The 6,421-nt window shown below is 61.5% G+C and carries 4 protein-coding genes; 2 read left to right on the top strand and 2 right to left on the bottom strand.

Features of this window, described 5'->3' with window-relative positions:
- Positions 1–152: 152 nt before the first annotated feature.
- Both RA20_RS26220 and RA20_RS20240 read left to right on the top strand, forming a co-directional pair.
- Positions 153–1,790: a pentapeptide repeat-containing protein gene (locus RA20_RS26220; RefSeq protein ID WP_241482303.1), complete on the top strand. Its 1,638-nt coding sequence runs from the start codon at positions 153–155 to the stop codon at positions 1,788–1,790.
- 108 nt (positions 1,791–1,898) lie between these two features.
- Positions 1,899–3,806: an AsmA family protein gene (locus RA20_RS20240; RefSeq protein WP_039132881.1), complete on the top strand. Its 1,908-nt coding sequence runs from the start codon at positions 1,899–1,901 to the stop codon at positions 3,804–3,806.
- A 246-nt stretch (positions 3,807–4,052) separates the two neighbouring features.
- On the opposite strand, the gene RA20_RS20235 is transcribed toward RA20_RS20240, so the two are convergent.
- Together RA20_RS20235 and kdsA are read right to left on the bottom strand one after the other, a co-directional pair.
- A complete protein-coding gene (locus RA20_RS20235; RefSeq protein WP_039132879.1) occupies positions 4,053–5,549 on the bottom strand; it encodes a phosphomannomutase/phosphoglucomutase in 1,497 nt (498 codons plus the stop codon).
- Positions 5,550–5,563: 14 nt separating this feature from the next.
- Complete coding sequence (gene kdsA, locus RA20_RS20230; RefSeq protein WP_039132875.1) at positions 5,564–6,397, bottom strand: 3-deoxy-8-phosphooctulonate synthase; 834 nt, start codon at positions 6,395–6,397, stop codon at positions 5,564–5,566.
- Between the last annotated feature and the right edge of the window lie 24 nt (positions 6,398–6,421).

Here is a 6,421-nt window from a genome sequence, read left to right as displayed (position 1 = left end):
GCCCGGCTGCAGGCCGGGCAGCCCCCGACCTCCCCCACGGGAGGGGGCTTCACCCCCACCCGAGGCCGGGGACTGCCCTCCGTTAGGTGTTGAAGCGGGGGCGCCAAAGCCCGTAGCCTGCACCAAAGCCATTTGCATGACGAGAGCGATTGATGCGTGACGAGACAGAAGCGCCGGCCCCGGCCGCCCGGCAGCCCAAGCTGAAGCCAGCCAACGAGAACCCCTGGTATGTGCTGATGACGCTCTATGGGGAGCAGGAGGGGGAGGAGATTGATCGTGACCTACAGGTCGAAAACAGGCGAGTTTGGAACATATGGGCTAGTGGTCAAGCATCGCACTCTAAGCGGGAGGAGTTGACTAGCCTCGGAATTAGTTCGCCGCCACGCGATCAATGGTTAAGAAAGTCAGCTGAGATTAGAGCGCTATTTACAGAGGAGTTTCAGAGGCGGAACCCTGGCGCCGAAGTCGATGTTGGAGAACTAGATAAGCCTTCCGAAATTGACCTGTCGAGGTTGGAGTTCCGGCGGCCCTTGGAGTTGTCCGGCTACCTGTTTCCGGCTGATCTAACAATAAGCTTTTCTAGTTTCTACGGGAAGTGCTCGATCCAAGAGGCTGGATTCGCTGGTCGTTTAAGCGCCAAGTTGTGCTCTTTTGGTGAAGGCTTAGACGCCAGTTATTCGGTTTTTTTGGGAGATGTAAATTTTGATAGTTCTAGCGTTGAGCAGTCGACTGGCCGTTTTCAGTTTGCGGAAGTAAAGTTTAAGAAGCGTGCAAGTTTCGCGCGCTGTTTTCTTCGTGGGTATTCTGATTTTAGTCATGCATCATTTGAAGATGACGCCAATTTCGAAGACTGCAAGTTTCAAGCGGGCGTTGATTTCAACATGTCGGCGTTCTCAAAAGACGTTTATGGGCGTTACCTTTGGGGTCATGATGGTTTTGACTTTGGACGGGTAGTTGTCCGCGGTACGCTTGATCTATCGGAGGCGTCATTTTGCGGAAATACTAGTTTCAAGAATGCACACTTTGAGAAAACTGTGAGTCTTCGAATGTCTAAGTTTGAGGATAACGCAGACTTCTCGTTCTCTGTGTTTGACAACTTTTCCTTCTTTTCCGGAACAATCTTTGGATCTGGGGTTGCAGAAGGCACAAAGTCGCTTGATTTTTCGGGTGCAACTTTCGCTAAGCCAAGCAATTTTACTTCTGCGTTTTTTCTGTCAGCATTTCCTGATTGGGAAGGTGCAATACTCCATGAAAAGTTCAGTTTCACGGCTGACGAAAGGAACTGGCCGGTTGAGTACATAAATGATACGGTTGTTGCCCGCGAAAGCTGCGCCACCATCCGCCACATCCTCGCCAAGCAGGGCCTCCCCGAAGACGAGCACTTCTTCTTCCGCCGGGAAATGCACTTCGCCGGGAGGATCGGCTCTATCTGGCAGCGGCTGCCTTACCTTCTGTTCGGCCTGTTCTCTGAATACGGCTATTCCATACTAAGGCCGACACTGTGGCTCCTAGGGATTTGGGCCTTGGGCTTTGCTGCCTTCTGGGGTTATCTCTCCGGCTGCTGCGTGCCGGCGCCGGACAGCGTGATCGAGCGGCCGATGGGAGCGGCCATGGCGCTCAGCTTCTCCAACCTGTTTCCGCTGTTTGGGTTCGGGCGGACATTCTTGTCAGATGTGCTGGGAGTTCTGCCTCCGGTGCTGCAATTCTTCTCCGGCGTCCAAACCGTCGCCAGCCTGCCGCTGTTGTTCTTCCTCGGCCTTGGCCTGCGCCAGCGGTTCCGGCTGCGGTAGAGGGGGCACATCCCGCATTGCACCCGCTCCTCTAGGCGGTAAGCTGGGGAAAAGACCCTTGCTGGAACAGGTTTCCGGACCGGGGGACAAGACATGAGGAGTGGGCCGATGAGATTGATTATCCGGATTGCGACGGCGCTGGTGCTGACAGTGGCGGTCCTGCTGGGGCTGGTGCTGCTGCTGCCGGGCGAAAAGATCGCGCAGCTGGCGGCCGATCAGGTTGAGGGGCAGACCGGGCGCAAGCTGGAGATCGGCGGCAAGGCACGCTTTACCTTCTGGCCCACCTTGGGTGTCAAAGCGGATGCGGTGACATTGTCCAATGCGGAGTGGGCCGGGTCGGAGCCGATGCTGAGCGCGGAACGGCTGACCATCGGTGTGGCGGCGGCGGATCTGCTGCAGGGCAATGTGCGGGTGACCGAGATTTCGGCGATCCTGCCGCATCTGAACCTTGCAACCCGCGAGGATGGCACCGGCAATTGGGTTTTTGGCGGAGATACGGCGGCCGCGGGCAGCTCTGGCGGCAGCAGCGGTGCGCTGCCGCTGCGGATCGAAGCGGTGGAGCTGACCGGTGCCTCGTTGCGCTATGCGGCGCACGGGCAAGCACCGGTGGAGATGAAGAACACCGACTTGCGGCTGCTGTGGCCGGAGCCGGATGGCACGGTGCGGGTCAAGGCAACCCTGCGCCCAGCAGGCGCGCCAGTGGAGATCGATGCCGAGATCGGCACGTTTGCGGCTTTCCTGGCGGGTGAGGTTTCCTCGGTCGGGGCAACGGTGACGGCGCCCGGCGGCAAGGGCCGGTTTGACGGCCACGCCGATATCCGCGGCGAGGCCGGCGGGCGGCTGACCTTCGGTGCGGAGGATGCTTTGCAGACCGCGGTAGCGATGGGAGTGTTCCTGCCGGACGCCTTTGCGCAGAAGGCGGTGTTCGGTGCCGATGTGACCTATACCGCGGACGGGCGGCTGTCGATGCGGGACATGGCGGTGGAGCTTGGCCCCAACAGGCTGACGGGGGCTGCGGATGTCGCGCTGCTGGACCGTCCGAAGATCACCGCGCAGCTGCAGGGCGGCGCGCTGGATCTGGCAATGCTGGAGGGCAGCGGCGGCAGCAGCGGCGGGGCAGCTGAGAGCGGCTGGCCCAGGGAGGCAATCGATGCCTCGGCGCTGGGGCTGGCAGATGCTGCCATCGGCCTCACCTTTGATAGTCTGAACACCGGCGGCATCCAGCTGGGCGCCAGCAAGCTGAACCTGAGCATCGAGCGGTCGCGGGCAGTGCTGAAGTTCCTGCCGGCGGCGATGTTCGGCGGCCAGGTGCAGGGACAGGTGGTGGCCAATAACCGCAATGGCCTGTCAGTGGGCGGCAAGCTGACCTTCAACGGCATCCGGCTGGAACGCGCCCTGGGCGAAACTGCAGGCTACAGCCGCCTTAACGGCGAAGCGCTGGGCGAGCTGGAGTTCCTTGGCTCCGGCAATTCGGTCGATGCGATCATGCGTTCGCTCAGCGGCAAAGGCTGGCTGGAAGCAGATCAGGGGTTTTTCACCGGTTTCGACCTGGAGCAGCTGATGCGCAGCGGCGGCAATGGGGGCAGCACGGTATTCGACCAGCTGACGGCGAGCTTTACCATCGAAGGCGGCAACCTCAGCAACCAGGATCTGCTGGTGCTGCTCAAGGGGTTCCGCGCGGACGGCAAGGGCCGGATCGGCTTGGGCGCGCGTGATCTTGACTACCTCTTCACGCCGCAGATCGTGCGCGCGGGCAGCGATCAGGTGCTGACCATTCCGGTGCGGGTCACCGGCCCTTGGGCAGACCCGGATATCCGTCCGGATCTGAGCCAGGCGCTGCAGACCCGGATCGATGACGTCGAGGAGGAAGCCAAGGACCGGCTGCGCCAGAAGCTTGGCGAGGAGCTGAACCTGAATACGGAGATCGCGCCGGAACAGGATCTGAACGATGTGCTCAAGGAGCGCATCGAACAGGAAGCCCGGGACCAGCTGCTCCGCCTGCTGGGCGGGGATTGATCACCCAAGCCGGAAGCCGGGTCAGGGATGGCCATCAGGCCACCGGGCACCGCCCGGCCTGTCCTTGACGCGGCCTCTGGCGTCTTACACTTGAATTTGCGCATCTAAGGGCAGACCTGCCCTTAGATCGCTTCTCAGCAAAGGGAAACGCCCGCCGAAGGCGGGCGCCGGTCGCCTGCGTGAGCAGGCGAAACCCCTTAGCCTGCCGCCTGCGCCAGCAGGCGGCCGCTTACTTGCTCAAATAAATCAGATGGTCTGATCGTAGTCGCCGACCAGCGGCTCGGTGCGGATCACCGCGTCGATATCCGCAAAGATCGCACGCATCTCAGCTTCGCTCTCGGAGCTTTCGCAGACCACCACCAGGTTCGGCGTGTTCGACGAGGCGCGCACCAGCCCCCAGGAGCCGTTGTCCAGGATCACCCGGGCGCCGTTCACGGTCACGACTTCCTTGATCGCGCGGCCGGCAAAGCTGTCGCCGGCTTCGTGCTTGGCCACCAGCTTTTGCACCAGCCGCTCCAGCACAATGTATTTCTCGGTGTCGGCGCAATAGGGCGACATGGTCGGGGTCGACCAGGTCTTGGGCAGCGCTTTGCGCAGGTCGGACATTGACTGGCCCGGGTTGCGGTCCAGCATCTTGCAGACTTCAACCGCGACCCGCATGCCGCAGTCGTAGCCGCGGCCCACCGGCTCGGCCAGGAAGTAGTGGCCGGACTTCTCAAAGCCTGCCAGTGCGCCGATTTCCTTGACCCGCCGCTTCATGTGGCTGTGGCCGGTTTTCCAGTAGTCGGCGGTGACGCCGTTCTTTTGCAGCTCAGGGTCCGAGGCAAACAACCCGGTGGATTTCACATCCGCGACAAAGGTGGAGTTCGGGTAGAGTTTGCTGAGGTCGCGGGCCATGATCACGCCCACCTTGTCGGCAAAGATCTCCTCGCCTTCGTCATCCACCACGCCGCAGCGGTCGCCGTCGCCGTCAAAGCCAAGCGCCAGATCAGCTCCTGAAGCTTTCACGGATGCGGACATGTCATGCAGCATTTCCATCGCTTCGGGGTTCGGGTTGTAATGGGGGAAGGTATAGTCGAGCCGGTTGTGGCTTTCGACGACCTCGACGCCGATGCGTTCGAAGATCTCGGGCGCGAAAGCGGAGGCGGTGCCGTTGCCGGTGGCGCAGACCACTTTCAGCGGGCGGGACATTTTGAAGTCGCCCACGAGGTCGTCGATATAGGCCTCCTTGACGCCATCTACGAACTCATAGGAGCCGCCAGGGGCGGTCTGGCCTTCGCCGTTCAGCACGATGTCGCGCAGCTCGCCCATCTCGTCGGGGCCGTGGGTCAGCGGCCGGTCAAAGCCCATCTTGACGCCGGTCCAGCCGTTGGGGTTGTGGCTGGCGGTGACCATGGCGACCGCGGGCACATCCAGGTGGAACTGGGCGAAATAGGCCATTGGCGACAGCGCCGGGCCGATGTCCTTCACCTGGATACCGGCCTGCATCAGGCCCAGGATCAGCGCATTCTTGATGGCCAGCGAATAGTCGCGGTAGTCGTTGCCGACCGCGATTACCGGTTCGATGCCGCGCTTGCGCATCTGGGTGCCAAGGCCGAGGCCCAGGGCGGTCATACCGGGGAGGTTGATTTCCTCCGGGTATTTCCAGCGCGCGTCGTACTCACGGAAACCGGTGGGGGTGATCATCGCATCGCGCAGAAAGCTCCAGGTGTTCGGGGTCACCTCGGGCAGGGGTTTGGTCATGTCAAAATACTCTTTTAAATGCTAATGGGATTGGCTTTGGCCAATGCATCAAACGCCATCAATGTGTCAATCAGTTGCGGCATCTGATCCAGGTAGATCATGTTCGGGCCGTCGCAGGGGGCATTGTCCGGATCCTGGTGGGTCTCGGTGAACACCGCGCCGATGCCGGTGGCCACAGCTGCGCGGGCCAGAACCGGTGCAAATTCGCGCTGCCCGCCGGAGGAGCCGCCCAGGCCGCCGGGCTGCGCCACCGCGTGGGTCGCGTCCATCACCACCGGATAGCCGGTGCGCGCCATTTCCGGCAGCGACTGCATGTCGACCACCAGGCGGTTATAGCCAAAGGAGGCGCCGCGTTCGGTCAGCAGGATCTTCTCGTTGCCGGTGCTTTCGATCTTGGCCACCACATTGGGCATGTCCCAGGGCGCCAGAAACTGGCCCTTCTTGACATTGATGGCAGCGCCGGTGCGGCCCGCCGCCAGCAGCAGCTTGGTTTGGCGGCACAGGAAGGCCGGGATCTGCATGATGTCGCAGACTTCGGCGACGGGTTCGCATTGCTCCGGCTCGTGGATGTCGGTCAGCACCGGCACACCAATGCTGTCCTTCACCGACTGCAGCACCGCCAGACCCTTGTCCAGGCCCAGGGCGGGCTTGGCATTGAGCGAGGTGCGGTTCGCCTTGTCAAAGGAGCCCTTGAACACATACTGGGCGCCGGCCTTGTCGCAGGCTTCCTTCAAAAGGCCTGCGATCATCTGAGCGTGGTCGGCGCTTTCCAGCTGGCAGGGGCCTGCAATCAGGGTCAACGGGCGGTCATTGCCGATATTCAGTCCGGCGACAGATACGTTTTTCATGGGATTCCGATCGTGGCTTCCGAT

Origin of the sequence: Leisingera sp. ANG-Vp, from assembly GCF_000813725.1 — a bacterium.
GTDB lineage: Bacteria > Pseudomonadota > Alphaproteobacteria > Rhodobacterales > Rhodobacteraceae > Leisingera.
The sequence above is the reverse complement of the archived record's forward strand: the minus strand, read 5'-3'. Positions and strand labels throughout refer to the sequence as shown.

What these genes read in the sequence shown, in the direction of transcription:
- RA20_RS20235 (WP_039132879.1), bottom strand. Translation starts at nt 5,549, where the DNA reads ATGACCAAACCCCTGCCCGAGGTGACCCCGAACACCTGGAGCTTTCTG.
- RA20_RS26220 (WP_241482303.1), top strand. Translation starts at nt 153, where the DNA reads ATGCGTGACGAGACAGAAGCGCCGGCCCCGGCCGCCCGGCAGCCCAAG.
- kdsA (WP_039132875.1), bottom strand. Translation starts at nt 6,397, where the DNA reads ATGAAAAACGTATCTGTCGCCGGACTGAATATCGGCAATGACCGCCCG.
- RA20_RS20240 (WP_039132881.1), top strand. Translation starts at nt 1,899, where the DNA reads ATGAGATTGATTATCCGGATTGCGACGGCGCTGGTGCTGACAGTGGCG.